Consider the following 23,136-nt stretch of genomic DNA (forward strand, 5'->3'; position numbering starts at 1 on the left):
CACCGGTCGTCTAGGGTAAGCAGACCGTTGATGTGGGGGCGAGTCAGGGCGATATTCGGGTTGTCGCCCTGACTCGAATCTTGCGAGGGGCCGGATGCCAAGCGTCCGGCCCCTCCTCTTTTCCCCACGCCGTAGGCGGTCGAGGAGCGCCCGCGCAGCGGACGCGTCTCGAGACCCGATGGCCGACCGGGTTCACTCAGTCCGCGAGCGCGGCCGCGTGCGAGGTCCGCGGGATCTCGAGCCAGAGCTCGACCTCGTCGTCGGGCTCGCCGCCGAGCAACGTGACGGCCTCGTCGTCGACCGTGCGGAGACCGACCACCGTGACCGCGACATCCGAGCCCTCGGGCACGGTGCGCGCGATGACGCGATCGGCCGTCGTCTCGCGGAGTGCGAGCGCGAGCCGCCCGAGAACGCGGTCGAGCTCGGCGTCGGAGAGGTCGTCGATGCCGCCCTCGTCGAGCAGGGTCACGATCGTGCCCCGCCGGCGGGCGAGCATGACCTGCTCGCGCACGGCGTCGTTGAGCAGCTTGCGTCCGCGGATCTCGTCGCGGATGGCCGCCTCGAGGTGGAGGCACTCGGCGCGCTGAGCGGGCGTCAGGTCGCCGCCCGAGGCGCGGATGGTGCGCAGCATCGGCAGCGCCATCACGCTCGTCTGCCCGAGGCGGAACTGGCGCTCGTGCAGGTGCGCCTCCTGCGCCGCCTGCCACTCGGTCGCCTCGCGCTCGGCCTGCGCGAAGCGCTCCGAGTCGCGCGAGGCCTTCGCGAGCGTGTTGGTGAGGATGTGCGCGACGCCGACCCACGACGCCGAGCCGATCACGCCGATCGTGCCGAGCGCGCCCGCGCCCGACCAGAAGAGCGTCTGCACGACGAGGAAGATGATGCCCGCCCACGCGAAGCCCGGGCGCAGGCGCACGGTGGTGATCGTCATGAGCGTGCCGATCGCCGCGACGTACCAGGTCGCGTACCCGTTGCCCCCCGGGCGGGCGGGGTCGAGCACGACCGTGATGAGCGGCGGGAGCGCCACGGCGACGCCGAGCGAGAACGACGCGAGCCAGATCGGCATCCGTCCCTCGCGCGTCGGCCACAGCACCGCGGCCGTCACGACGGCGTAGAGGATCATGCCCGCGACGACCGCGCCCGGCTCGCTCGCGTAGCCCATCGTGAGCGAGTAGCCGGCGAGCACGAGGTGGTAGCCCGAGAACACCGCCGCGAGGGCGACGATGAGCACGCGGGGAACGCCGATCGTCATCGCGCACCCCCCTTCGGCGCGGGCCAGTGCAGCGCGACGACGGTGCCCTCGTCGAACGCCGTGTCGATGACGGCGGCACCGCCGACGCTCGCGACGCGCTCGAGGATCGACACGCGCACGCCGAGGCGCTCGGTCGGCACGGCATCCGGGTCGAAGCCCACGCCCCGGTCGCCGACCTCGATCACGAGGTCGTCGGCGTCGCCGCGGATGACGGCCCAGCGGTCGACGTGCCCGCCCGCGTGCTGGAGGCTGTTGACCATCGCCTGCACCGCGGCCGAGTAGAGGGCCTCGGCGACGGCGACCGGGATGCGGCCGAAGCGGACGCGATCGGCGTCGACGCGTACGGGCTCCGAGAGCGCGGCGGCGGCATCCGCGATGCGGTTCGCGAGGGCGGCGACGGAGACCTCGGCGTCGCCCTGCGGCGCCTCGGTCACGGCGTCGCGCAGATGGCCGATCGCGTTCCCCGCCATGTGCGCTGCGAGCTCCTTCGACTCGACGCTCTCGGCGCGCGCCGCCGACAGCAGCGTCGTGAGCACGCTGTCGTGCACGATCGCGTCGACCTGCACGCGCTCCGCCTCGATCGCGTGCTGGCGCACGGCGTGCCCGTAGCGCTCGAGCGCGGTCGCCTGCGCGCGGTCGACCGACGACGCCGCGTTCCGCAGGATCGCCGTGATGATCGTGATGGCGCCGCCGAGGATGATCGCGTAGACGGAGTCGAGCACCGACTGGGTGATCGTGACCCCGCCGCCGGGGGGCGTGATCCGGATCATCCCGTAGAGCAACGGCACGACGACGACGTAGACCGTCGCGAGACGGATGCCGAGGCCGACGGTCGCCATCGCCGTCGCGATCGTGAGCGTGTAGTAGAGCCAGTAGCTCTCGTCGGGCGCCTCCGCGGGATCGAGCACTGCGAAGGGCCAGCTGAAGAGCGCGACGAGGTAGACGACGGCGAACGTCACGTGCCCGACCCGCATCCAGCGCCCGAAGGTCGACGCGACGGCCGTGAAGGCGAGCGCCGCGACGAGCGTGCCGACCATGACGACCGACCACGTCGGGTGCATGTTCGGCAGCTGGTCGGCCATCGCCGGCACCGACTGCAGCATGAACGCGATGCCGAAGCCGGCGGCCGTGCGTGCGATTGCCGTCGTGACGCGCACGAGGCTCAGAGGGTTGCGGACGGTCCGGCCCCGCGGGACGGCGGTGGGTGCCGCGAGGGCGTCAGCCATCGCTGTCGGAGTCGAGCCCCGGCAGGATGCCGTCTTCGACCGCCCGACGCAGGAGGTCCACCTTCGTGGGGGCGGGACGCCCGACCTCGACGTACTTGGCGCGGATGCGGTCGAGGTACTCGCGCGCCGTCGAGTAGCCGATGCCGAGCTGCTCGGCCGCGAGCTTGAGCGGGAGCCCCGAGGCGTACAGGTGCAGGATCTCGCGCTCGCGGCGGCCCAGCTCGGCCTTCGCGAAGTCGCGATCGGCGTCGATCGCGCTCGCCCACTCGAGGTTGTTGAGCACCTCGCCGCGCGCGACCGTCGCGGCCGCCGTCACGACGGTGCGCATGGAGGCCGACTTGGGGATGACGCCCGCGGCACCGGCGGCGAGCGCCTCGCGCACGAGGTCGACGCGGTCGGCGATCGAGTGCACGAGCACGGGGGCGCCGATCGCCTGCACGCTCTTGACGTTCTGGGTGACGCTCGAGCCGTCGCCGAGCGACAGGTCGAGCACGACGACGTCGACCTCACGGCCGGCGAGCCCCTCGATGAGCTCGGGCACGTTGGGCGCGGCGAGGGCGAAGTCGTGCCCCGCCTCGACGAACGCCGCCTTGAGACCCACCCGCACCGACTCGTGGTCGTCGACGACGGCGACGCGCGCGGGTCGCGCCTGGGCGCCTGTTCCGGGTTCGGATCGATCCACCACGGTGCTCATGCTCTCTCCAGGTCGGGTGCGGCGGGCCGCCGCGGCTCATCGTAGCGCGAGGGACGCACCACGGGGTGGAACGGGCTGTCCACCGTCATGCGCGCACGAACGCGCCGACCGCCTCGACGTGGTGCGTGCTCGGGAACAGATCGAAGGCGCGCAGCCCCGTGAGCTCGTAGCCGAGCTCGCGCAGGAGCCCCGCGTCGCGTGCGAACGCGACGGGGTCGCAGGCCACATAGACGAGCTGCGCGGGGCGCACGGCGGCGATCGCGGCGAGCACCTCGCGCCCCGCGCCCGACCGCGGCGGGTCGAGCACGACGGTCGCGGCGGCGAGCCGCGCGCGTTCCGGGACGGATGCGTCGGCGAGCGTCTGAACCCAGCGCTCGACGCGAGCGGTGAGGGCCTGGGCGCCGAGCCAGTCGGCGAGGTTCTCCTGCGCGTGCTCGGTGGCGCGCGGGTCGGACTCGACCGAGGTGATGCGCACGCTCGACCCGAAGCGGTCGCCGACGGCGGCCGCGAGGAGGCCGACACCGCCGTAGAGGTCGAGGTTGGCGGCGCGCGGGTCGAAGAGGGTCTCGTCGATCGCCTCCTGCACGGCGCGCGTGAGCGTCGCGGGCGCGGCGGAGTGCACCTGCCAGAAGCCCGCGTCGTCGACGCGGAACTCGCGGTCGCCCACGCGCTCGCGGATGACGGTCGGGGTCTGCGTGCCGAGGATGAGGCGGGCACCGCCCACGCTCGGCGCGATCACCTCGACGGCACCGCCCGCGTGCTCCGGCATCCGCTCGCCCAGCGGGGCGGTCTCGCGCAGCTCGGCGGTGCCGAGCGGCAGGTCGGCGACGGGCACGACGCGGTGCGAGCGCGCGGCGTACGGGCCGATCGTGCCGTCGTCGGCGACGTGGAGGCGCTCGCGCGTGCGCCATCCGCCGCCGTCGGCCGGGCCCTCGACGGCCTCGACATCGACCTCGCGCTCGATGCGCGCCATGCGCGCGAGGGAGTCGGAGATGACGTGCGCCTTGAGCGTGCGCTGGTGCTCGGGCTCGATGTGTCCGAAATCGGCGCCGCCGGGACGCTCCGCGGGGTCGCGCGACACGTCGGCCTCGGGCCACAGGTGCGGCCGCCGGTGCGGGCTCGCCTCGAGCACCTCGACCGTGTCGGCCCACCAGAAGCGCGGCTTCCGGTCGTCGGAGATGCGTGCGCGCACGCGCTCGCCCGGGATCGCATCCGCGACGAATATCACGCGCCCGTCGAGCCGGGCCACGCCGTAGCCGCCGTGGGCGATGTTGGTAGCCTCGACCTCGACCTCGCGGCCCTTCATGTCACCCATTCCTACGAGCATAGGAGCCCTGTGCGGCTGTACCTGGCATCCACCTCCCCGGCCCGCCTCGCGACGCTGCGCGCCGTCGGCATCGAGCCCGTGCCCGTGCCGTCGCACGTGGACGAGGATGCCGTGGCCGCGGCCGCCGGACCGCAGGACCCGGACGCCTTCGTGACCCTCCTCGCGCGGGCCAAGGCGGAGGCCGTGGCCGAACGGCTCGTCGACGACGGAGGGCTCGACGGGCTCGTGCTCGGCGGCGACTCGGCGTTCGAGATCGACGGCGTCGTGCACGGCAAGCCGCACCTGCCCGAGACGGCGCGCGAGCGCTGGCGCGCCCAGCGCGGGCGCTCGGGCGTGCTGCACTCGGGCCACTGGCTCATCGACGCGCGCGGCGGGCTGCTCGGCCGCGCCGTGGGGGGCGCGACGAGCGCGGTCGTGCACTTCGCATCCGACATCACCGACGACGAGATCGACGCGTACATCGCGACGGGCGAGCCGCTCGAGGTGGCCGGCGCCTTCACGATCGACTCCAAGGGCGCGGGCTTCATCGACCGCATCGAGGGCGACCCGCACACGGTCGTGGGGCTGAGCGTGCCGTACCTGCGCACGCTCGTGCGCTCGCTCGGCATCGAGTGGCCGGAGCTCTGGAACCGCTGAGCCGCCGCCGATCGTTGTAGACGCAACGCAAGCCGTCGCGGCGTGTTTGTGCCCGCCCGACAACGGTTCGGAATACCGCGGCCCCTAGGCTGGGGACACTATGCCTCGCATCACGAAGGTCCTGATCGCGAATCGGGGAGAGATCGCGGTGCGCGTGATCCGCGCCGCCCGCGACGCCGGAATCGCATCCGTCGCCGTCTACGCCGACCAGGACCGCGGTGCGCGGCACGTCGTGCTCGCCGACGAGGCGTACGCCCTCGACGGCTCGACGAGCGCCACGACCTACCTCGTCATCGACAAGATCCTCTCCGTCGCCCGCCGCTCGGGCGCCGACGCCGTGCACCCCGGCTACGGCTTCCTCGCCGAGAACGCCGACTTCGCGCGCGCCGTCATCGACGCCGGACTCATCTGGATCGGCCCCTCGCCGGATGCCATCGAGCGCCTCGGCGACAAGGTGTCGGCCCGCCACGTGGCCGAGAAGGTGGGCGCCCCGCTCGCCCCCGGAACCCTCAACCCCGTCTCGGGCGCCGACGAGGTGCTCGAGTTCGTCGACCAGCACGGCCTGCCCGTCGCCATCAAGGCGGCGTTCGGCGGCGGCGGGCGCGGCCTCAAGGTCGCCCGCACGCGCGAGGAGGTGCCGGAGCTCTTCGATTCCGCCACGCGCGAGGCCGTCGCGGCGTTCGGCCGCGGCGAGTGCTTCGTCGAGAAGTACCTCGACAAGCCGCGCCACGTCGAAACCCAGTGCCTCGCGGATGCCGAGGGCAACGTCGTCGTCGTGTCGACGCGCGACTGCTCGCTGCAGCGCCGCCACCAGAAGCTCGTCGAGGAGGCGCCCGCGCCGTTCCTCACCGACGAGCAGCGCGAGCTGCTCTACAGCTCGTCGAAGGCCATCCTCAAGGAGGTCGGCTACGTCGGCGCCGGCACGTGCGAGTTCCTCATCGGGGTCGACGGCACGGTGTCGTTCCTCGAGGTCAACACGCGACTCCAGGTCGAGCACCCGGTCTCCGAGGAGGTCACCGGCATCGACCTCGTGCGCGAGCAGTTCCGCATCGCCGAGGGCGGCATCCTCGACTACCCGGACCCCGTGACCCACGGCCACTCGATCGAGTTCCGCATCAACGGCGAGGACCCGGGTCGCAACTTCCTGCCGACCCCGGGCCCCATCCAGGCGATCCGCTACCCGGGCGGCCCCGGCGTGCGCGTCGACTCGGGTGTCACGACGGGCGACGAGATCTCGGGCGCCTTCGACTCCCTCATCGCGAAGCTCATCGTGACCGGCTCGACGCGCGAGGACGCCCTCGAGCGCGCCCGCCGCGCGCTCGACGAGTTCGAGGTCGCGGGCCTGCCGACCGTCATCCCGTTCCACCGCGCGATCGTGCGCGACCCCGCGTTCACCGCCGAGAGCGGCGAGTTCGGCGTCTTCACGCGCTGGATCGAGACCGAGTTCTCGGGCGAGCTCGAGCCCTGGGGCGGCGTGCTCGCCGAGGCCTCGGCTCCCGAGAAGCGCCACTCGGTCGTCGTCGAGGTCGAGGGCAAGCGCGTCGCGGTGTCGCTCCCGACGACGCTCCTGCCGTCCGCCACGGTGTCCGCTCCCCCGCCCCCGCGTCGCCGCGGCGGCTCGCGCGCGGTGTCGACGGCATCCGGCGACGCGGTCAAGGCGCCCATGCAGGCGACGGTCGTCAAGGTCGCGGTGAACGAGGGTGACAAGGTCGTCAAGGGCGACCTCGTGGTCGTGCTCGAGGCGATGAAGATGGAGCAGCCGCTCACGGCCCACAAGGACGGCACGATCGGCCCGATCGACGCCACCGTCGGCGCCACCGTCTCCTCCGGCCACCTGCTCCTGACGATCGCCGACTGACCCCGTCCCGTCCGCGAAAGTACGTACTTTTCGTCCGTACAGGCCCGTCAGAACGGAAAAGTACGTACTCTCGCGGACGCTCGGGGCTGTGACGCGCACGCGCGGGTGCGCCGGCCGCGGGGGGCGCGGCGGGCGCGCGGGTCAGCGGACGATGTGCATGGCGCGGGCGGCATCCGTCACCGCGCCCGAGAGGGACGGGTAGACCGAGAACGCGCGCGCGAGCTGGTCGACCGTGAGGCGGTGCTCGACCGCGAGCGCGATCGGCAGGATGAGGTCGGACGCCTTCGGGGCCACGACGACGCCGCCGATGACCGTGCCCGAGCCCGTGCGGGCGAACAGCTTCACGAAGCCGTCCTTGATGCCCTCCATCTTCGCGCGCGGGTTCGAGGCGAGCGGCAGCTTGTAGATCTCGCCCTGCGCGAGACCCTCCTCGATCTGCTTCTGCGACCAGCCGACCGTCGCGACCTCGGGGTGCGTGAAGATGTTGCTCGTCACGTTGCGCAGCTCGGTGGGGTTCACGGCGTCGCCCATCGCGTGGAAGACGGCCGTGCGGCCCTGCATCGAGGCGACGGATGCGAGCGGCAGGAAGTCGGAGCAGTCGCCGACGCCGTAGATCATCGGCATCGAGGTGCGCGCGACGCGGTTGACGCGGATGTGGCCCGAGTCGGTGAGCTGCACGCCCGCCTCCTCGAGACCGATGCCCGCGGTGTTCGGCACGGAGCCGACGGCGAGGAGACAGTGGGAGCCCTCGACCGTGCGTCCGTCGGCGAGCGTCACGACGACGCCGTCGCCCGAGCGCTCGACCGACTGCATGCGGGACTTCGAGAGCACCGTCATGCCGCCGCGGACGAAGACGTTCTCGATGACGCGCGCGGCATCCGCGTCCTCTCCCGGGAGCACCTGATCGCGGCTCGAGACGAGCGTGACCTGCGCGCCGAGCGCGAGGTAGGCGGATGCGAACTCCGCACCGGTGACGCCGGAGCCGACGACGATGAGGTGCTCGGGCACCTCGTCGAGGTTGTAGAGCTGGGTCCACGTGAGGATGCGCTTGCCGTCGGGCTTCGCGCTCGGCAGCACGCGCGGGCTCGAGCCCACCGCGACGACGAGCGTGTCGGCGGCGACCTCGTCGAAGTCGACGCGCTTCTTGCCCTTGCCGGTCGACACGACGAGGCGGTCGGTGCCGTCGAGGCGGCCGTCGCCCGTGACGATGCGCACGCCCGCCTTCACGAGCTGCGACTTCATGTCCTCCGACTGCTGACGCGCGAGCAGCATGAGGCGCTGGTTGACGGCCGCGAGGTTGACGGTGACCTCGGGCCGCACGGCGCGGCCCTTCTCGGTGCGCGTGAAGAACTGGACGCCGAGATCGGCGGCCTGGCCGACATCCGTCGCGGCCCCCGCGGTCGCGATGAGCGACTTCGACGGGACGACGTCGGTGAGCACCGCCGCGCCGCCGACGCCCGCACGTTCGACGAGCGTGACCTCCGCTCCGAGCTGCGCTCCCGTGAGGGCGGCTTCGTATCCGCCGGGCCCCCCTCCGAGGACGGCGATGCGTTGGGTCCGCTCGAACTCGTAGGGCATGCCTCAATTGTCGCGCATCCGCTGACCGGATACGCGCGACCGTCCGAACCGGGCCTCTGCTCGTAGAGTGAGGGGATGCACAACGAGCACCCTCTCGACGGCGACGACGTGGACCCGTTCGCCGTCGCACGCATCGCGGCCGACCAGCTCGCGGAGGCCACGGGCGTCGAGAAGCACGACATCGCGCTGACCCTCGGCTCCGGTTGGGCGAAGGCCGCCGACCTCCTCGGCGAGACCGTCGCGACCGTGCCCGCCACGGAGATCCACGGCTTCAGCGCCCCCGCGCTCACGGGCCACGTCGGCACCCTCCGCAGCATCCTGCTGCCGAACGGCAAGCGCGCCCTCGTGATCGGGGCGCGCACCCACTTCTACGAGGGGCACGGGGTGCGCCGCGTGGTGCACTCGGTGCGCACGGCCGCCGCCGCGGGCGCCACGACGATGATCCTCACGAACGGCGCGGGCGGCATCAAGGAGCACTGGACGCCCGGCACCCCCGTGCTCATCAGCGACCACATCAACCTCACGTCCGCGTCGCCGCTCGAGGGCGCGACCTTCATCGACCTCACCGACCTGTACTCGCAGCGCCTGCGCGACGTGGCCCGCAGCATCCAGCCCGACCTCGACGAGGGCGTCTACGTGCAGTTCCGCGGACCCCACTACGAGACCCCGGCGGAGGTGCAGATGGCGAAGAGGATCGGGGGCCACATCGTCGGGATGTCCACCGCCCTCGAGGCGATCGCCGCCCGCCAGGCGGGCATGGAGATCCTCGGGTTCTCGCTCATCACGAACCTCGCCGCCGGCATCTCACCCGAGCCCCTCAGCCATGCCGAGGTACTCCAGGCAGGCAGGGACGCCGAGCCGGTGATCTCCGAGCTGCTCGCGCGCGTCGTGGCGGCCATCTGATGGCGACGACCGACCCGGTCGAGGCCGCGCGCGCCTGGGCCGCCCAGGATCCGGACGAGGTCACGCGCGCCCAGCTTGAGGCGCTGATAGCCCGCACCGACGCGGGCGACCCGGATGCGCGAGCCGAGCTCGCGGCCCGTTTCGCGGGGCGCCTGACGTTCGGCACGGCGGGGCTCCGCGGCGAGCTCGGCGCGGGTCCGCTGCGCATGAACCGCGTGCTCGTCTCGCAGGCGGCCGCGGGTCTCGCGGCGTACCTCCTCGCACGCGAGGAGAAGCCGAGCGTCGTCATCGGCTACGACGGCCGCCGCAACTCCGACGTCTTCGCGCGCGACACCGCCGAGATCATGGCGGGCACGGGCGTGCGCGCCATCCTGCTCCCCCGCCTGCTGCCGACCCCCGTGCTCGCGTTCGCGGTGCGCCACCTCGACACGAGCGCGGGTGTCATGGTGACGGCGAGCCACAACCCCGCGCCCGATAACGGCTACAAGGTGTACCTCGGCCGCCTCGACCACGGCTCGCAGATCGTGTCGCCCGCCGACGCCGAGATCCAGGCCGAGATCGTGCGCGCCGCAGAGCGGTCGATCGCCGACCTCCCGCGCTCCGACGCGTACGAGACGGCCGGCGAGGAGCTCGTCGACGAGTACGTGCGCCGCACCGCCGAGCTCTCGACCGATGCGCAGCCCCTCAAGGTCGTCTACACGGCCATGCACGGTGTCGGGTGGGAGACCGCGCGCCGCGTGTTCGACGCCGCGGGCTTCCCCGACGTCGTCTCGGTCGCCGAGCAGCAGGAGCCCGACGCCACCTTCCCGACCGTCGACTTCCCGAACCCCGAGGAGGCGGGCGCGATGGACCTCGCGTTCGCGGCGGCGGCGGAGCACGGCGCCGACGTCGTCATCGCGAACGACCCCGACGCCGACCGCGTCGCCGTAGGGGTTCCGGATGGCGCGGGCGGTTGGGAGCGGCTCTCCGGCAACGAGGTGGGCTGGCTGCTCGGCTGGCGCGCCGCCCGCCGAGCCGCCGCGCTCGGCCTCGAGCACGGCACGCTCGCGTGCTCGCTCGTGAGCTCTCCCGCGCTCGGCGTCGTCGCACGCAAGGAGGGTCTCGACTTCGCCGAGACGCTCACCGGGTTCAAGTGGATCTCGCGCGTCGGCGGCCTGCTCTACGGCTACGAGGAGGCCCTCGGCTACCTCGTCGACCCCGAGAAGGTGCGCGACAAGGACGGCATCTCCGCCGCCGTCGAGGTGCTCGCCCTGTTCTCCGAGCTCAAGGCCGCGGGGCAGACCTTCGCCGAGCACCGCGCCGCGTTCGCCGACCGCTTCGGCGCGTTCGCATCCGGCCAGATCTCGGTGCGCGTCGCCGACCTCGCCCGCATCCCCGAGCTCATGGCTCGGCTGCGCGCCGAGCCTCCGCGCGAGATCGGCGGCATCCGCGTCGAGCAGATCGACGACTTCTCGGGCGGATTCGCCCAGTTCCCGCCGAGCGAGATCCTGCGCTTCCACCTCGAGGGCGGCTCGCGCGTCATCGTGCGCCCGAGCGGCACGGAGCCGAAGCTCAAGTGCTACCTCGACACGCGCTCCGACGAGGGCACGGCGGCCGAGCGGCAGGCGGCGGCGGATGCGGCGCTCGCGGCGCTCGACGCGGGCATGCGCGCGCTGCTCGCCTAGCTGCTCTCCCGCTGGTTGAGTAGCCCGCGCAGCGGGCGTATCGAAACCCGACGAACGCATGACGTCGGTGGGGTTTCGATACGCGCCCTCCGGGCGCTACTCAACCAGCGGAGTGGGGCGCTGCGCGGGCTACTCACCCAGCGGGTGTGTGTCGCACCCACGGGGATCGGCGATCACCCCAGCGCGAGCTCGAGCTTGCGCTGCAGCTCCGCGGTGTCGAAGTAGTTCTCGACGACGATGACGTCGGCGAAGGTGCGTCCGATGGCCTCGACGAACTCCGGGCCCGTGAGGATGACCTGGGCGTCGTCGAGCTCCGACTCGAGCATCGTGACGTCGATCGCGACGACGCGCGCGTCGACGCCGATGCGCTGCAGGACGCGCTCGGTGTTGATCTTGAGGATGCCGCTCGTGCCGATCCCCGCGCCGCACAGGGTCAGGATCTTCACGACGCCGAGGCCCCCAGGATGGCGCGCACGTCATCCGCTGTCGTGGCGGCGGCGATGCGCGTGACCGCGTCGGAGTCGTTGAAGATGTTGGCGATCTCGGCGACGAGCTGCAGGTGGCGTGCGCTCGAGGCGCCCGCGAGGGCGAGCACGACGCACACCGGGTCGTTGTAGGGGTGACCGAAGGGCACGGGCTCGGCGAGGGTGACGATCGCGAGGCCGTCGCGGCGCACGGCGGGGCCGGGGCGGGCGTGGGCGAGCGCGAGACCGGGGGCGACGACGACGTACGGGCCGTGCTCCTCGATCATGCGCACCATGTCGGTCGCGTAGCCGGCATCCGTCGCTCCGCTCGCGGCGAGCGCACGCCCGGCGATCTCCACCGACTCGCGCCAGTCCTTCGGGCGCACGCCGAGGACGACGCCCTCGTCGGGGAGCGGGGGGAGCGCGGGCTGTGAGTCCATCAGGCGGCGCCGAACCCCTCCTCGATCATGGCGACCAGCTCGGCGCGGCCCTCGAGCGACAGGAACGCCGCCTCGGCCGCATTGATCTGGAACGTCATGAGGTCGTCGAGGTCGTAGCCGAAGGTGTCGACGAGCAGCGCGAGCTCCCGCGTGACGTTCGTGCCGCTCATGAGGCGGTTGTCGGGGTTGACGGTGACGCGGAAGCCGAGCTGGTAGAGCAGGTCGAACGGATGCGCCGTGAAGTCGTCGCCCCACGCCGCGATCGCGCCCGTCTGCAGGTTCGAGGTGGGGCTCGTCTCGAGCGCGATGCCGCGGTCCTTGACCCACTGGGCGAGTCGGCCGAGGCTCACGTAGCTGGCCTCGTCGTCCTGCGACTCGATCGTGATGTCCTCGGCGATGCGCACACCGTGGCCGAGGCGCAGGGCATGGCCGTCGACGAGCGCGCTGCGGATCGACTCGAGGCCGTCGGCCTCGCCCGCGTGGATGGTGACGGGGAAGCTCTCGCGCGCGAGCAGGTCGAACGCGTCGGCGAAGCGCGTGGGCGGGAACCCCTTCTCGGGGCCGGCGATGTCGAAACCGACGACGCCACGGTCGCGGTACTTGAGGGCGAGCTGGGCGATCTCGAGGCCGCGGTCGAGGTGGCGCAGCGAGCACAGCAGCTGGCCGACCCCGATGCGGTGGCCGGCATCCGCGGCGTTCTGGATGCCCTGCTCGATGCCCTCGGTGACGGCCTCGACGGTGTCGTCGAGCGTGAGGCCGTTCTGGAGACTCAGCTCCGGCCCCCAGCGCACCTCACCCCACACGACGCCGTCGGCCGCGAGGTCCTCGACGAACTCGCGCGCGATGCGCGTGAGGTTCTCGCTCGACTGCATGACGGCGTTCGTGACGTCGAAGGTCTTCAGGTACTCGACGAGCGAGCCCGAGTCGGCCTTCTCGTGGAACCAGTCGGCGAGCGCGTCGGCATCCGTCGCAGGCAGCTCGTAGCCGATCTCGTCGGCGAGCTCGATGATGGTCTGCGGCCGCAGGCCGCCGTCGAGGTGGTCGTGGAGCGATACCTTCGGCAGGGTGCGCAGGTCGACTCCGTCGACGACGTGGTGGTCTGCGGATGCGGCGTCGCTCATGCCTCCAGCGTAGTCGGGCGGAGGCGCCCGATCCTGTGGCGACGCCGAATGGGTCAGTCGCCGGAGCGCGGCGGACGCGACGGATGCAGGCGTGTGGAGATCGCATCCGCCGCCTCGACTGCGAGCACGCGCACGCGCTCGGCGTCGGCCTCGCTGAAGCTCGTCGTGACGTACGGCACGGTGAGCGCGGCGCGCGCGTGACCCCGCACATCGCGCACCGTCGCGACCATGTCGGCGATGCCGGGCTCGCGCGGGTCGTCGCGCCGCAGCGAGCCGTCGGATGCGATGCGCGCGACCTCGTCGGGGTCCACCTCGCCGATGAGCGCGGCCCGCAGCTCGGGTTCGGCGCCCGCGACGAGCACGGTGCCGGTCGCGCTCGCGAGCGGGAACGCGGCGCCGACGCGCACGCGGTAGCCGAAGTCGGCCGGGCTCTCGACCTGGGCGACGACGCGCACCGCTCCCCCGTCGAGCACGGCGAGGTTGCACGACTGCCGCACCTCGGCGGCGAGGTCGCGCATGACGGGCGTCGCGGCGACCAGCAGACCGCGCAGGGGCGCGTGACGGTGGGCGAGGTCGAACGCCGCCATCGAGAGGGAGTAGACGCCGGATGCGCGGTCGCGCACGATCCACCCGCGCGCCTCGAGCGTCACGAGCACGCGGAAGATCTGGCTCACGCTGCGACCGGTCGCCTCGGCGATCTCGGTCTGCGTGAGGCCGCCCTCGCGGTCGGCGAGCACCTCGAGCACGTCGAGCGCCTTGTCGACGGCGGGCACGGAGTAGTCGGGCGACTCGGCCATCGTCAGCGGTCCGCCCCCATGGCGCGCAGCATCCGCCGGGCGATCTCGCGGTCGATGTCGTCGGGCACGGGTTGCGCACCGGCAGCGAGCTCGGCCGCGCGGGTCGCGACGCGCTCGAGCGAGAGGGCCTGCAGGAGGAAGCCGAGGTCCATCGACTCGAGGGAGTTGCCCTTCGGCTCGCGGCCCGCGAGGTTCATCATGCGGCCGTCGGCGAGGAGCACGACGTGGCGGCCGTCCGGCAGCTCGATGCGCTCGATCGCGTCGTCGAGGCGCGTGACGGATGCGGCGCCCGCCTTGAGCGCGGGCACGTCGATCTCCCAGGGGAAGTGCCCGCAGTTGGCGAGCACCGCGCCGTCGGCGACGCGCGCGAAGAACGGCTCGGCGAGCACGCCGGGTTGGCCGGTCGCGGTGATGAAGACCTCGCCCCATTCGGCGAGGTCCTCGATCGCGGCGACGCGGAAGCCGTCGAGAGCGGCCTCGAACGCCTTGAGCTCGTCGACCTCGACGACCGCGACCTTGCCACCGAGCTGACGCAGGTAGTGCGCGACGCCGCGACCGCACCATCCGTAGCCCGCGACCACGAAACGGCGGCCCGGCACCATGAGGTTCGTGATGCGCATGAAGCTCTCGACGACCGACTGACCGACGGCGTGCTTGTTCTCGCCGATCGCCTTGAGCAGCGAATCGTTGATCACGATGACCGGGAACGGGATGCGGCCCGCGAGCTCGCCGCGGAGGCGATCGCCGCCCGAGGTGGTCTCCTCGGTGCCGCCGAGGATGCGCGCGGTCGTGCCGCGCTCGACGACGCCCGCCGCGAGGTCGGCGCCGTTGTCGAGCAGGATGTCGGGCGCGGCGTCGAGCACGGCGGCGAGGTTGGCGTGGTGGTCGTCGATGCTGTCGTCACGACGACCGTGGACGGTGAGGCCGATCGCGCGCAGGTGGGCGACGACGTCGTCCTGCGTGGAGCCGTGATTGCCGGTCGCGACGATCTCGGCCCCGCCAGCGGCGAGCGTCTCGAGCAGCACGGCGGTCTTGGGCTCGAGGTGGAGCGACATGCCGACGCGGTGGCCGGCGAAGGGGCGCGTCTCGGAGAAGTGCTCGCGCGCGGCGGCGAGGAGCGGCATCCGGGAGCGGATCCACGCGATGCGCGCGGCACCGCGCTTGGCGAGGGCGACGGCGTCGGCGTCGGCGATGACGGATGCCGTGGTCGCGGGGGCCTGGGGCTGCATGCTGACATGCTCGCACAGGTTCCGCCAACGAACAAGATTTTCATATACGAGAACCGCGGATCTAGGATGGGACCATGCCCCGACGGATCATCCTCGACTGCGACCCCGGCCACGACGACGCGATCGCGCTCCTGCTCGCGCACGGCAACCCCGAGATCGAGCTCGCGGCGGTCACGACCGTGGCGGGCAACGCGGGCATCGAGAACGTCACCCGCAACGCGCTCTCGGTGGCGCGCATCGCGGGCATCACGGGCGTCCCCTTCGCCCGGGGCGCGGGCCGGCCGCTCGTGCGCAGCGTCGAGTTCGCCCCCGACATCCACGGCGACTCGGGCCTCGACGGTCCCGTGCTGCCCGAGCCCGCGTTCGACGTCGACCCGCGCGGCGCCGTGCAGCTCATCATCGACACGGTCATGGAGTCGGAGCCCGGCACCGTCACGCTCGTGCCGACGGGCGCCCTCACCAACATCGCGCTCGCCGCGCGCATCGAGCCGCGCATCGTGTCCCGCGTGCGCGAGGTCGTGCTCATGGGCGGCGGCGTGCACGGCGGCAATTGGAGCCCGACGAGCGAGTTCAACATCGTCATCGACCCCGAGGCCGCGCACATCGTCTTCAACGAGTCGTGGCCCCTCACGATGGTCGGAATCGACGTGACGCATCGCGCCCTCGCGACGCCCGAGGTGCGGGATCGCATCGCGGCCGTCGGCACGCGACCGGCCGAGTTCGTGGGCGAGCTCCTCGACTTCTTCGGCGCCACCTACCTCGAGGCGCAGGGGTTCGCCTCCCCGCCCGTGCACGACCCCGTGGCGATCGCCTACGTCATCGACCCCGCCGTGTTGCAGGTCGTCAAGGCCCCGCTCGACGTCGAGCTCTCGGGCACGGTCACGCTCGGCATGACCGTGGCCGACCTCCGCCGACCCGCGCCCGCGGACTGCACGACCCAGGTCGCGCTCGGCATCGACGAGTCCCGCTTCTGGGACCTCGTCGTCGACGCCCTCGAGCGCATCGGCGACCCCGAGGCGTAGCCCGTCCTCCCCACCCCGCCGGTCCGCGAGAGTACATACTTTTCGCCGCGTGGCGCCCGTTTGCGACCCGAAAGTCCGTACTTTCGCGGACCATGAGCGAACAGCTTCCGGTCCACTTCCGCGTCCGAGACGCACTCGATCGGGGTGTCACACGAGACGCACTTGCCGGGGACGACTGGTACGTCCCGTACTGGGGCATACGGTCTCGGAAACAAGTGAGCGACCTCCGGGAGAGGGCGGATGCCTTCCTCCCACGGCTCCCGGCGCGCGCCTTCTACTTCGGCCCCACGGCCGCGGAGCTCCACGGCATCCCCATCCCCCACCGCACGACGAGCCTCGCCCTGCACATCGGCGTCCGGGCCGGCGATCGGCGAGTCGAGGCCCGCGGCGTCGTCGCCCACCACGTGACGATCGACCCCCGCGACGTCACCTCCCTCGAGGGGCTTCCGGTGACGACCGCAGCGCGCACCTGGTGCGACCTGGCGGCCGGCGGGCTGCGACGACATGAGGTCATCGCGGCGGGCGACCGCATCCTGTGGGCAGACGACCCGCTCGGCACACTCCACGATCTCCGGACAGCGCTCGCGCGATACGAAGGACGCCGCGGCAGCAAGCTCATGCGCGACGCGCTCCCCGCGCTGTCGAGCGGATCGGCATCGCCGCCCGAGACGTGGTTGCGGGTGCTCGTGATCGACGCGGGCCTGCCTGTCCCATCGGTCCAGGTCGAAGTGGCGAACCGCTGGGGCCGGGTCCTCGGGCGCTGCGATCTCGGCTGGCCGGAGCTGCAGGTCGGGCTCGAGTACGAGGGCGACCACCATCGGACCGACGCCGGCCAGTGGCGTTACGACGTCCGCCGCTACGGCGAGATGCAGGAGGCCGGCTGGTTCATCATCCGCGTCACCTCGGACGACATGCGCGACTCCCACGCACGCGCTGTCCTGCTCAACCGCATCCGCTCCGCGATCTCCGCGAGAGTACGTACTTTGCAGCCGTAGGGCGCGGAATACGCCGAAAAGTACGTACTTTCGCGGACGAGTGGCTAGGCGAGGCGGGTGCGGATGAGGGGGCGCTCGGGGAGGGCGGCGCCGGAGGGAGCGATCGAGTAGGCGCCCTCGAGGGCCTCGAGCGCGCGCGGGAAGCGGGCCTCGTCGTCGGCGTGCATCGTGAAGAGCGGCTCGCCTGCGCGCACCGCGTCGCCCGGCTTCTTGTGCAGGTCGATGCCCGCCGCGTGCACGACCGGATCCTCCTTGCGCGCGCGGCCCGCCCCGAGTCGCCACGCCGCGACGCCGAAGGGCAGCGCCTCTTGCGTCGCGAGCACGCCGTCCTCGGATGCCGTCACGACGTGCGACTCGCGCGGCGTCGGGAGCTCCGCATCCGGGTCACCGCCCTGGGCGGCGATCATCGCGCGCCAGGTGTCCATCGCGCGGCCGTCCTTGAGCGCGGACTCGACGTCGGCATCCGGCACGCCCGCCATGTCGAGCATCTCGCGCGCGAGGGCGAGCGTGAGCTCGACGACGTCCGCGGGTCCGCCGCCGGCGAGCACCTCGACCGACTCGCGCACCTCGTTGGCGTTGCCGATCGCGAGACCGAGCGGCACGTTCATGTCGGTGAGCAGCGCGCGCGTCGCGACACCCGCCTCGTTGCCGAGGCGCACCATCGTCTCGGCGAGCTCGTGGGCGCGGTCGTAGTCCTTCATGAAGGCGCCGCCGCCGAACTTCACGTCGAGAACGAGCGAGGCCGTGCCCTCCGCGATCTTCTTCGACATGATCGACGACGCGATGAGCGGGATCGCCTCGACGGTGCCCGTGATATCGCGCAGCGCGTAGAGCTTGCCGTCGGCGGGCGCGAGGTCGGCGCCCGCGGCGCACACGACGGCGCCCACCGAGCCGAGCTGGGCCAGGAACTCGTCGTTCGACAGGCGCGCACGCCATCCGGGGATCGACTCGAGCTTGTCGAGCGTGCCGCCCGTGTGGCCGAGGCCGCGACCCGAGAGCTGCGGCACGGCGACGCCGAACGACGCCACGAGCGGGGCGAGCGGGAGGGTGATCTTGTCGCCCACGCCGCCCGTCGAGTGCTTGTCGGTCGTCGTCTTGCCGAGGCCCGAGAAGTCGAGGCGCTCGCCGCTCGCGACCATCGCGAGGGTGAGCTCGCGGATCTCGTCTGACGTCATGCCGTTGAGGAAGACCGCCATCGCGAAGGCCGACATCTGCTCGTCGGCCACGTAGCCGCGCGTGTAGGCGTCGACGAGCCAACGGATCTCGTCGGCCGTCAGCGTTCCCTTGTCGCGCTTGCGATGGATGAGGTCGACGGTGTCGAAGGGCTCGACCATGGCTGGTCCTTTCCTGGGTGGTGCGGATGCGGGGCGCACGTCGCGCTACTCCCCCGCATACTCCTCGAGGGTGCGCGGCCCGAAGGCGTCGGGGATGACCTCGTCGATCGTCTTGATCCCCGACACCGTCTCCAGCAGCATCCCCTCGGCCGAGTGCTCGAAGAGCAGCTGACGGCAGCGTCCGCACGGCATGAGGGTCTGGCCCTTGCCGTCGACGCACGTGAAGGCCACGAGCTTGCCACCGCCCGTCATGTGCAGCGTCGACACGAGGGCGCACTCGGCGCACAGAGTCAGTCCGTAGGAGGCGTTCTCGACGTTGCAGCCCGAGATGATGCGGCCGTCGTCGACGAGCGCCGCGACTCCCACCGGGAACTTCGAGTACGGCACGTAGGCGTGCGGGATGGCCGCGTTCGCGGCCCCCCGCAGCGCCTGCCAGGTCTCCTGGCTGATCTCGGTCATGACTTGATGTACGGCTTTCCGGCGGCCGCCGGGCCGCGCGAGGTGCCGACGAGGCCGGCGACCGCGAAGATCGTCACGACGTACGGCAGCATGAGCATGAAGTCGGACGGCACGGGCGACCCGATGATGCCGAGCACGCTCTGCAGGTTCGTCGCGAAGCCGAACAGCAGGCCCGCGAGGGTCGCGCGGATGGGATCCCAGCGTCCGAAGATCACGGCTGCGAGGGCGATGAAGCCCGCACCGTTCGTCATCTCCTTGCCGAACTGGCCGACGACATCGAGCGTGTAGTAGGCACCGCCGATGCCGACGACCGCGCCCGCGAGGGAGACGTTCCAGAAGCGCGTGCTCGTGACGTTGATCCCCACGGTGTCGGCGGCCGTCGGGTGCTCGCCGACGGCGCGGACGCGCAGGCCCCAGCGGGTCTTGAACAGGCCGAACCAGACCAGGAAGACCGCGATGTACATGATGTAGACGATGAGCGTCTGACGGAACAGCACCGGCCCGAGGATCGGGATCTCGGAGAGACCCGGGATGGGCAGCACCTCGAACTTCACGGGCTTGTTGAGGGCGGGGTCGGACGTGAGCACCTTCGAGTAGAAGAAGCTCGTGAGGCCCGTGACGAGCACGTTGAGCACGACGCCCACGATGACCTGGTCGACGAGGTACTTGATCGAGAACGCCGCGAGCACGAACGACACGAGCACCGCACCCACCATCGCCGCGAGGAGGCCCGCGAACGGGTTGCCCGTGAGGGAGCCGACGATGGCGGCCGAGAACGCGCCGAAGAGCAGCTGACCCTCGATCGCGATGTTCACGACGCCCGCGCGCTCCGAGATCACGCCGCCGAGCGCCCCGAAGACGAGGGGCACGCTGAGGGCCAGGGTTCCGACGAGCATGCCCGGCACGGGGATGTTCTTGTCGGCCGCGACCCACGTGAGGAAGGCGAACAGGAACAGCACGGCGAACACGATCGACAGCCACAGCGGCGCGTGGCCCGAGCCGAGCGCGACGTAGGCCGCGGCGCCGAGGGCGCCGACGACGAGCAGCAGCGCCGTGATGACGACGGTGATCTGGGTGGGCAGCACGAGCGGCGCGAGCTGGATGGCGTCGCGCTGCGTCGAGAGCGTGAACATCGTCTCGCCGCTGTTGGGGAAGACGAAGGCCATGAGCAGGCCGACGAGCGCGAAGACGCCGAGGATGACGGGCGTCTTCCAGCTGCGGACGAGCGCCTTCTCGTGCACGATGGGTGCCGCCGAGGCGGGAGCCGGAGCGGTCGTGGTCACTTGGTCACCACCTTCTCGGCCGCGGGCTTGGGAGCTCGCGCGGTCACGGTCGCGTCGGGAGAGGGCAGGCGGAAGATCGACCGCACGAGGGGCGGGGCCGCGATGAGCAGCACGATGACGGACTGCACGACGAGAACGATGTCGATGGGGATGCCCTCGCCCGCCTGCATCGTGTAGCCGCCCGCCTTGAGCGCTCCGAAGAGGATGCCCGAGAAGAACACGCCCCACGGACGTGAGCGTCCGAGCAGGGCGACCGTGATCGCGTCGAAGCCGATGCCGGCGTCGACGCCGGCCGCGAAGCCCGTCGTCGTCGTGCCGAGCACCTGCGAGGCGCCCGCGAGGCCGAGCAGGGCTCCCGAGAACAGCATCGCGAGCACGTAGGTGCCCTTGACGCTGATGCCCGCGGTGAGCGCGGCGCGCGGGTTCTCACCGACCGCGCGGAAGCGGAAGCCCATGCTCGAACGGTTGAGCAGGTACCAGACCCACACGGTCGCGAGGATCGCGAGGATGAAGCCGAGGTGCACGCGGTAGGAGCCGACGCCGAGCAGGTCGGAGAGGGTCGGGAACACCGCGGACTCGAGCGCGGGCGGCGACTTGGGCGTGTTGGAGCCCGGCGCCTGCAGCGCACCCTGCGTCTTGAGCAGGAACGAGATGAGGTAGAACGCGACGTAGTTGAGCATGATCGTGAGGATCACCTCGTGCGCACCCGTACGCGCCTTGAGCACACCCGCGATCCCGGCCCAGATGGCGCCGCCGGCGAGGGCCGCGGCTGTGGCCAGCAGGATGTGCAGGGGCGCGGGCAGCTCGATCGACCAGCTCACCCATCCGGCCGCCGCGGCCGCGATGAGGATCTGGCCGCGACCGCCGATGTTGAACATGCCGACCCGGAACGTGAGGGCCACACCGAGGCCGGCCGCGATGAGCGGCGTGGCGAAGGTAAGCGTCTCGGTCAGCGGCTTGATGGCGTTGACGAAGTCGCCGCGCTTGGGGTTGTAGATCGCGCCCTGGAAGAGCGAGGTGTAGGCGCCTGAGATCGACTCCCAGATCGCACGGAAGGTGTCGGACGGACGGGAGAAGAAGTACCCGGCGGCCTTCTGCACGTCGGGGTCGGTCGCCGCGATGAGGACCGAGCCCACGAGCAGCGCGATGACGATCGCGAGCAGCGAGATGAGCCAGCTCGAGCCGGCGATCTCGCGCAGGATGCGGTTGGCGGCAGGAGGCGGCGGGACGTCCGCCTCGGGTGCGCGCTGCTCGGCGGGCACCTGTGCGGCCTCGACGGTCTCGTCGGGCACCTGCCCCTTGGCGGGGATCTGCTCGTCGCTCACGCGGCCGCTCCTGTCGTCTCGCCGGCCATCATGAGGCCGAGCACGTCACGGGGGGTGTCGCCCGGCACGATGCCGACGATCCCGCCTCGATACATGACCGCGATGCGGTCCGCGAGGGCGGTGACCTCGTCGAGTTCGGTCGACACGACGATGACGGGGATGCCGGCGTCGCGCGCCGCGACGATCTGGTTGTGCACGAACTCGATCGATCCGACGTCGAGTCCGCGGGTGGGCTGGGATGCGACGAAGAGCCGCAGGTCGCGGCTCAGCTCGCGTGCGAGCACGACCTTCTGCTGGTTGCCGCCGGAGAGACGTCCGGCGTGTGTGCCGATGCCCTGCGCGCGGATGTCGAACTCGCCGAGCTTCTGTTCCGCGAACTCGGCGAGCTCGCCGAGCTGCAGGGTACCGGCCTTCACGAAGGGCGCACCCACGGAGCGGTCGAGCATGAGGTTCTCGGCGATCGTGAACTCCGCGACGAGGCCGTCTTCCTTGCGGTCCTCCGGCACGAACCCGACGCCGGCGTCGAGCACCTTGCGCACGCTCTTGCCCACGAGCTCGACGCCGTCGAGCGTGATGGAGCCGCTCACGCGCGTCTGGGTGCCGAGGATCGCCTCGGTGAGCTCGGTCTGGCCGTTGCCCTGCACACCGGCGACGGCGAGGATCTCACCCGCGCGAACGGTGAAGGAGACGTCCTTGACGACGTACTGGTCGCGCGCGTCGATGACCGAGAGGTCGGTGACCACGAATGCGTCGGCGCCCGGGTTGGCGGGCTCCTTCTGGATGGTGAGCTCGACGGCGCGGCCGACCATGAGCGATGCGAGCTCGGTGTTGCTCGCGGTGGGCGATGCCTCGCCCACGACCTTGCCGAGACGGATGACGGTGATGCGGTCCGCCACCTCGCGAACCTCGCGCAGCTTGTGGGTGATGAAGACGATCGCGGTGCCCGACTCCTTGAGCTGGCGCATGATCGCCATGAGCTCATCGGTCTCCTGCGGGGTCAGCACGGCGGTGGGCTCGTCGAACACGAGCACCTGGGCGTCGCGCGAGAGCGCCTTGATGATCTCGACGCGCTGCTGCACGCCGACCGGGAGCTCCTCGACCACGGCATCCGGGTCGACGTCGAATCCGAATCGGTCGGAGATCTCGCGCACCTTCGCGCGTGCGGCCGCGAGGTCGAGCACGCCCGGCCCCTTGGTCTGCTCGTGACCGAGCATGACGTTCTCGGCGACAGTGAACACGGGGACGAGCATGAAGTGCTGATGCACCATGCCGATGCCCGCCTTCATGGCGTCTCCCGGGCCGGAGAAGTGCTGCACCTCGTCGTCCAGCAGGATCTCGCCCTCGTCGGCCTGGTAGAGGCCGTAGAGCACGTTCATGAGGGTGGACTTGCCGGCGCCGTTCTCGCCGAGCAGGCAGTGGATCTCGCCGGGTTCGACGGTCAGATCGATGTGGTCGTTGGCGACCAGGGCACCGAACCGCTTGGTGATGCCGCGGAGTTCGAGCTTCATTGTCTCAATCTAGGAATCGGTCCT

The 23,136-nt window shown here is 71.6% G+C and carries 21 protein-coding genes; 6 read left to right on the top strand and 15 right to left on the bottom strand.

Annotated features, from left to right (window positions below; genetic code table 11):
* Nucleotides 1-196: 196 nt before the first annotated feature.
* The 4 genes from H4J02_RS11440 to H4J02_RS11455 form a co-directional block, all read right to left on the bottom strand.
* Nucleotides 197-1,249, bottom strand: coding sequence for a hypothetical protein (locus tag H4J02_RS11440; protein WP_187674696.1), 1,053 nt, complete (start codon nt 1,247-1,249; stop codon nt 197-199).
* Nucleotides 1,246-2,475 (bottom strand): sensor histidine kinase, encoded by a 1,230-nt coding sequence (locus H4J02_RS11445; protein WP_187674697.1) that lies wholly within the window; start codon nt 2,473-2,475, stop codon nt 1,246-1,248. The genes H4J02_RS11440 and H4J02_RS11445 overlap by 4 nt, the downstream gene beginning before the upstream one ends.
* A complete protein-coding gene (locus H4J02_RS11450) occupies nt 2,468-3,169 on the bottom strand; it encodes a response regulator (RefSeq protein WP_187674698.1) in 702 nt (233 codons plus the stop codon). The genes H4J02_RS11445 and H4J02_RS11450 overlap by 8 nt, the downstream gene beginning before the upstream one ends.
* Nucleotides 3,170-3,254: 85 nt before the next feature.
* Nucleotides 3,255-4,484, bottom strand: coding sequence for a class I SAM-dependent RNA methyltransferase (locus H4J02_RS11455; RefSeq protein WP_187674699.1), 1,230 nt, complete (start codon nt 4,482-4,484; stop codon nt 3,255-3,257).
* 21 nt (nt 4,485-4,505) lie between these two features.
* On the opposite strand from H4J02_RS11455, the gene H4J02_RS11460 reads away from it, so the two are divergent.
* A complete protein-coding gene (locus H4J02_RS11460; protein ID WP_187674700.1) occupies nt 4,506-5,132 on the top strand; it encodes a nucleoside triphosphate pyrophosphatase in 627 nt (208 codons plus the stop codon).
* A gap of 100 nt (nt 5,133-5,232) precedes the next feature.
* A complete protein-coding gene (locus H4J02_RS11465) occupies nt 5,233-6,990 on the top strand; it encodes a biotin carboxylase N-terminal domain-containing protein (RefSeq protein ID WP_187674701.1) in 1,758 nt (585 codons plus the stop codon).
* Nucleotides 6,991-7,131: 141 nt separating this feature from the next.
* Here H4J02_RS11465 and H4J02_RS11470 read toward each other — a convergent pair whose 3' ends face one another.
* Nucleotides 7,132-8,568: an NAD(P)H-quinone dehydrogenase gene (locus H4J02_RS11470; RefSeq protein ID WP_187674702.1), complete on the bottom strand. Its 1,437-nt coding sequence runs from the start codon at nt 8,566-8,568 to the stop codon at nt 7,132-7,134.
* A gap of 75 nt (nt 8,569-8,643) precedes the next feature.
* Here H4J02_RS11470 and H4J02_RS11475 point away from each other — a divergent pair, with 75 nt between their 5' ends.
* Nucleotides 8,644-9,471: a purine-nucleoside phosphorylase gene (locus tag H4J02_RS11475; RefSeq protein WP_187674703.1), complete on the top strand. Its 828-nt coding sequence runs from the start codon at nt 8,644-8,646 to the stop codon at nt 9,469-9,471.
* Nucleotides 9,471-11,135 carry a phospho-sugar mutase gene (locus H4J02_RS11480; RefSeq protein WP_187674704.1) on the top strand — a complete coding sequence of 555 codons (1,665 nt, stop codon included), beginning with the start codon at nt 9,471-9,473 and terminating at the stop codon, nt 11,133-11,135. The genes H4J02_RS11475 and H4J02_RS11480 overlap by 1 nt, the downstream gene beginning before the upstream one ends.
* A 173-nt stretch (nt 11,136-11,308) precedes the next feature.
* Here H4J02_RS11480 and H4J02_RS11485 read toward each other — a convergent pair whose 3' ends face one another.
* Genes H4J02_RS11485 through H4J02_RS11505 form a run of 5 tightly spaced genes read right to left on the bottom strand, consistent with a single transcriptional unit; the run spans nt 11,309 to nt 15,186 of the window.
* Nucleotides 11,309-11,581 carry a PTS sugar transporter subunit IIB gene (locus H4J02_RS11485; RefSeq protein WP_187674705.1) on the bottom strand — a complete coding sequence of 91 codons (273 nt, stop codon included), beginning with the start codon at nt 11,579-11,581 and terminating at the stop codon, nt 11,309-11,311.
* Nucleotides 11,578-12,039, bottom strand: coding sequence for a PTS sugar transporter subunit IIA (locus H4J02_RS11490; RefSeq protein WP_187674706.1), 462 nt, complete (start codon nt 12,037-12,039; stop codon nt 11,578-11,580). Before H4J02_RS11490 ends, H4J02_RS11485 begins: the two co-directional genes overlap by 4 nt.
* Nucleotides 12,039-13,160: an adenosine deaminase gene (locus H4J02_RS11495; protein ID WP_187674707.1), complete on the bottom strand. Its 1,122-nt coding sequence runs from the start codon at nt 13,158-13,160 to the stop codon at nt 12,039-12,041. Before H4J02_RS11495 ends, H4J02_RS11490 begins: the two co-directional genes overlap by 1 nt.
* A 53-nt stretch (nt 13,161-13,213) precedes the next feature.
* Nucleotides 13,214-13,957: an IclR family transcriptional regulator gene (locus tag H4J02_RS11500; RefSeq protein ID WP_187674708.1), complete on the bottom strand. Its 744-nt coding sequence runs from the start codon at nt 13,955-13,957 to the stop codon at nt 13,214-13,216.
* 2 nt (nt 13,958-13,959) lie between these two features.
* Nucleotides 13,960-15,186: an adenosylhomocysteinase gene (locus tag H4J02_RS11505; protein WP_187674709.1), complete on the bottom strand. Its 1,227-nt coding sequence runs from the start codon at nt 15,184-15,186 to the stop codon at nt 13,960-13,962.
* A 74-nt stretch (nt 15,187-15,260) separates the two neighbouring features.
* Here H4J02_RS11505 and H4J02_RS11510 point away from each other — a divergent pair, with 74 nt between their 5' ends.
* The gene (locus tag H4J02_RS11510; RefSeq protein WP_187674710.1) at nt 15,261-16,208 is read left to right on the top strand and encodes a nucleoside hydrolase; all 948 of its coding nucleotides are present in this window, start codon (nt 15,261-15,263) and stop codon (nt 16,206-16,208) included.
* A 215-nt stretch (nt 16,209-16,423) separates the two neighbouring features.
* On the top strand, nt 16,424-17,203 hold the full coding sequence (locus H4J02_RS11515; RefSeq protein ID WP_187674711.1) for a hypothetical protein: 780 nt from the start codon (nt 16,424-16,426) through the stop codon (nt 17,201-17,203).
* A 44-nt stretch (nt 17,204-17,247) separates the two neighbouring features.
* Here the strand turns inward: H4J02_RS11515 and H4J02_RS11520 are convergent, their stop codons facing one another.
* From H4J02_RS11520 to H4J02_RS11540, 5 genes are read right to left on the bottom strand one after another with little or no spacing between them, the layout of a single operon-like run.
* Nucleotides 17,248-18,537 (bottom strand): thymidine phosphorylase, encoded by a 1,290-nt coding sequence (locus H4J02_RS11520; RefSeq protein WP_187674712.1) that lies wholly within the window; start codon nt 18,535-18,537, stop codon nt 17,248-17,250.
* 45 nt (nt 18,538-18,582) lie between these two features.
* Nucleotides 18,583-18,996, bottom strand: a complete 414-nt coding sequence (locus tag H4J02_RS11525) for a cytidine deaminase (protein ID WP_187674713.1) — start codon at nt 18,994-18,996, stop codon at nt 18,583-18,585.
* Entirely contained in the window at nt 18,993-20,279 is a 1,287-nt protein-coding gene (locus tag H4J02_RS11530) for an ABC transporter permease (protein WP_262406061.1), read from the bottom strand. Before H4J02_RS11530 ends, H4J02_RS11525 begins: the two co-directional genes overlap by 4 nt.
* The gene (locus H4J02_RS11535) at nt 20,276-21,604 is read right to left on the bottom strand and encodes an ABC transporter permease (RefSeq protein ID WP_262406062.1); all 1,329 of its coding nucleotides are present in this window, start codon (nt 21,602-21,604) and stop codon (nt 20,276-20,278) included. Before H4J02_RS11535 ends, H4J02_RS11530 begins: the two co-directional genes overlap by 4 nt.
* On the bottom strand, nt 21,601-23,112 hold the full coding sequence (locus H4J02_RS11540) for an ABC transporter ATP-binding protein (protein WP_187674714.1): 1,512 nt from the start codon (nt 23,110-23,112) through the stop codon (nt 21,601-21,603). Before H4J02_RS11540 ends, H4J02_RS11535 begins: the two co-directional genes overlap by 4 nt.
* Between the last annotated feature and the right edge of the window lie 24 nt (nt 23,113-23,136).

This window comes from Protaetiibacter sp. SSC-01 (genome assembly GCF_014483895.1).
In the GTDB taxonomy this organism is placed as follows: domain Bacteria; phylum Actinomycetota; class Actinomycetes; order Actinomycetales; family Microbacteriaceae; genus Homoserinibacter.